The organism is Kitasatospora sp. NPDC057198, assembly GCF_042670125.1.
Taxonomy (GTDB): Bacteria; Actinomycetota; Actinomycetes; order Streptomycetales; family Streptomycetaceae; genus Kitasatospora.
Genome location: NZ_JBHUWH010000652.1, coordinates 1 through 3405 on the forward strand (window position 1 = coordinate 1; position 3405 = coordinate 3405).

At 73.7% G+C, this 3405-nt stretch carries 1 protein-coding gene and 1 pseudogene; both read right to left on the reverse strand.

All coding sequences use genetic code 11. From position 1 onward, the window contains the following. Nucleotides 1-252: 252 nt before the first annotated feature. Nucleotides 253-1470, reverse strand: a pseudogene (locus ACFUEL_RS37220) (PP2C family protein-serine/threonine phosphatase); the annotation flags it as partial. A gap of 347 nt (nt 1471-1817) precedes the next feature. Continuing rightward, nucleotides 1818-3167, reverse strand: coding sequence for an NAD(P)/FAD-dependent oxidoreductase (locus tag ACFUEL_RS37225; RefSeq protein WP_380242256.1), 1350 nt, complete (start codon nt 3165-3167; stop codon nt 1818-1820). Between the last annotated feature and the right edge of the window lie 238 nt (nt 3168-3405).

The window sequence follows — 3405 nt, forward strand, 5'->3', positions numbered from 1 at the left end:
CGGCTTGACGCCCCGTCCGACGTTTCAAACTCTAGCCGATCCCCGCTCCTGAAAGCGAATCGGCCGCAATCTCCGGAAAAGCGCACGCCGAGAATACGAACGGGGACGCGAAAAGGAACGCGACCCGTCACGGATCATCGAACTGGTTTCTCAGGGGATTGGCCGCCCCGGGACCGTCCACGCAGATGCGTGCTCGGTGCTCCCTGCCAGGCAACTCGAAGAACTCTACACACCTGCGGGCTCGGGATCAAGCGGCACCTGGAAGACCAGCACCGCGACGTCGTCGTCGTGCTCGGCGGTGACGCCGAGGGCCCGCAGGAGGCGGGAGCAGACGGTGTCGGGGGTGCCGACGGGGCCGCGGAGGGTGTGGGCGAGGTGGTCGATGCCCTGGTCGATGTCCTGGTCCCGGCGTTCGACCAGGCCGTCGGTGTAGAGGACGCCGGTGGTGCCGGGGAGGAGGCGGAGGGTGTGGGAGAGGTGGCCGGCGCCGCCGGTGCCGAGGGGCGGGCCGTTCTGTTCCTCGCCGCGCAGGACGGTGCCGTCGGGACCGCGGAGCAGGAGGGGGAGGTGGCCGGCGGAGGCGTAGACGAGGGTGGTGGCGGCCGGGTCCCAGACGGCGTAGGTGCAGGTGGCGATCTGGTTGGCGTCGATCTCCATGGCGAGGCCGTCGAGGAGGGTCATCACCTCGTGCGGGGGGAGGTCGAGCCGGGCGTAGGCGCGGACGGCGGTGCGGAGCTGGCCCATGACGGCGGCGGCGCGCAGGCCGCGGCCCATGACGTCGCCGATGACGAGGGCGGTGCGTCCGCCGCCGAGGCCGATCACGTCGTACCAGTCGCCGCCGACCGCGGCGTCGGCTCCGCCGGGTTGGTAGGTGGCGGCGACGTGGAGGGTGTCGGGTTGTTCGAGCTTCTGCGGGAGCAGGCTGTGCTGGAGGGTGACGGCGGCTTCGCGTTGGCGGCGTTCGGCTTCGCGGAGGCGGCCGGCGGACTGGACCTGGTCGGTGACCTCGGTGGCGAAGACCAGGACGCCGGCGGGGGCGGCCGGTCCGTCGGGGCCGAGCGGGACGCAGGCGATGTTGTAGTAGCGGTTGCCGCCGAGGCCGAGGATGCAGCGGGACTTCACGCTGCGCGGGCGTCCGCTGCGCAGGACCTGGTCGAGCAGGGGGAGCACGCCGAGGGTGGCGAGTTCGGGGAGCGACTCGGCGGCGGGGCGGCCGGGGGTGCGGGGGCCGAAGAGGTCGCGGTACGCCTGGTTCGCGTAGCCGAGCTGGTGCTGGGGTCCGTGGGTGAGGGCGACGGGGGCGGGCAGGCGGCGCAGGACCTCGCGCAGGTCGTAGAGCTGTTCGGGGTCGCGGAGGTCGGCGGCGGCCGGGTCGCGCGGGCCGGGGACGGTGACGGGTTCGTCCGCGGTGGCGGGGTGGGCCCGCCAGGCGGCTCCGGTGAGCCGGGCGCTCCAGCGCATGAGGTTCAACGTCGGCCGCTTCCTCGGGGACTGATGGGGGGTGGTGCCTGCGGGCGGACAGCTGCGGTGTGATGATCACAATGCGTGCGTCCTACTGCACTCGCCGTAGCGGTTCCGTCGGGTTGATCCTGTCAGGCTCCGGTGTGATTCCGGAAGTCGAGCCCCCGGTACGGCGCGTTCCGCGAGGCGCACGCTGGGGGCGCACTCCTGCACGGACCTCGGACCGGCAACGGCCCGGGGCGACGGCTCGACGGAAGGACGGGAGGACGGGGAAAAAGGGGCCAGAGGAAAGGGGCCGGAGGAAAGGGGGACAGGGAGGGAAGGAAGGGGGAGCGAAGGGGAAGCGGGGCGGCGGGTCAGGTGCCGGGGCCCGCGGTGGAGCCGGACTCGAACCCGGACTCGAACTCGGCCCGGGGGTGCTCGATGGTGCCCAGCGAGACGATCTCGCGCTGGAAGAGGCCGCCGAACAGCCAGTCCGTCAGCACCCTGATCCGGCGCTCCCTGGTCGGCAGGCGGCGCAACTGGCGGGCGCGGTGCAGCCACCAGGCGCGGCGGCCGGTGAGGCGGGTGCCGCGCCTGGTGTGGGCGACGGCGCGGTGCAGGCCGAGCGAGGTGGAGCAGGCGGGGTGGTCGGGCCGGTAGGCGGCGAGCGGGCGGCCGGCCAGTTCGGCGGTCAGGTTCTCGGCGAGCAGTCTGGCCTGGGCGAGCGCGTGCTGGGCGTTGGGGGCGCAGGGTTCGCCGGCCTGGTCGGGGACGGCGGCGCAGTCGCCGGCGGCCCAGGCGTCGGGCAGCGGGGTGCCGTCGGGGGCGGCGATCCGCAGGGTGGGGAGGCAGGTGATCCGGCCGCCGCCGTCGAGCGGGAGGTCGGTGAGGGAGAGGACGGGGGCGGGGCGGATGCCGGCCGTCCAGACCAGGGTGCGGGCGGCGAAGCGGCTGCCGTCGGAGAGCAGCACCAACTGGTCGGCGGCGGATTCCAGAGTGGTGGAGAGCCGGACGTCGATGTTGCGTTCGCGCAGTTCGGCGAGGGTGTGTTCGGCGAGTTCGGGGGTCTCCTCGCCGAGGATGCGGTCCTTGGCCTCGACCAGGATCCAACGCAGGTCGTCGGGGTCGAGGTTGTGGTAGCCCTTGGTGGCGGTGCGGGCCATGTCCTCCAGTTCGGCAAGCGCGCCGACGCCCGCGTAGCCGGCCCCGACGAAGACGAACGTCAGTGCGGCGTGGCGGAGTTCGGGGTCGCGGGTGGAGGAGGCCAGGTCGAGCTGCTCCAGCACGTGGTTGCGCAGGGCGACCGCCTCGCCGACGGTGGCGAAGCCCATGCCGTGCTCGGCGAGGCCGGGGACGGGGGCGGTGCGGGCAACCGAGCCGGGGGCCATCACCAGGACGTCGTACGGGACTTCGGTGGGCAGCCGGAGCTCGCCGCGCGGGGCGGCGTCCACCCAGGCGGTGCGGGTGGCGTGGTCGATCCTGGTGACGCGGGCGGTGAGCACCCGGCAGTCGGGAAGCGCGGTGCGCAGCGGGACCACCACGTGGCGCGGGTCGATGGAGCCCGCGGCGACCTCGGCCAGCAGCGGCTGGAAGGTCAGGTAGGGCTGCGGCTCGACGATCGTCAGTTCGACCCGGCGGTCCTTCAACTGGGCGCGCAGCAGCTGCTGGAGGCGCAGCGCGGTACTCAGTCCGGCGCAGCCGCCGCCGATGATCAGGACTCGAATGGGGCACCTCCGGCCGGCCCTGGGGCTGTGACCCGTTTCACGTTCCCCCTATGACGCACCCGGGGGCGGGGTCTTGTCCACACTCCGGGCCGGATCGGTCCGAATCCGGCCGGGAAAAGCGGCCCGGAACGCGCCCCGCCGCCCCGGCCGGTGGGACGGCGGGGCGGCGGGGCGGCGCGGCGGCTGGTCACCGCTCGCGGAGGTCACTCCTTGATCGCGGTGCCGTCCGGCCAGACGC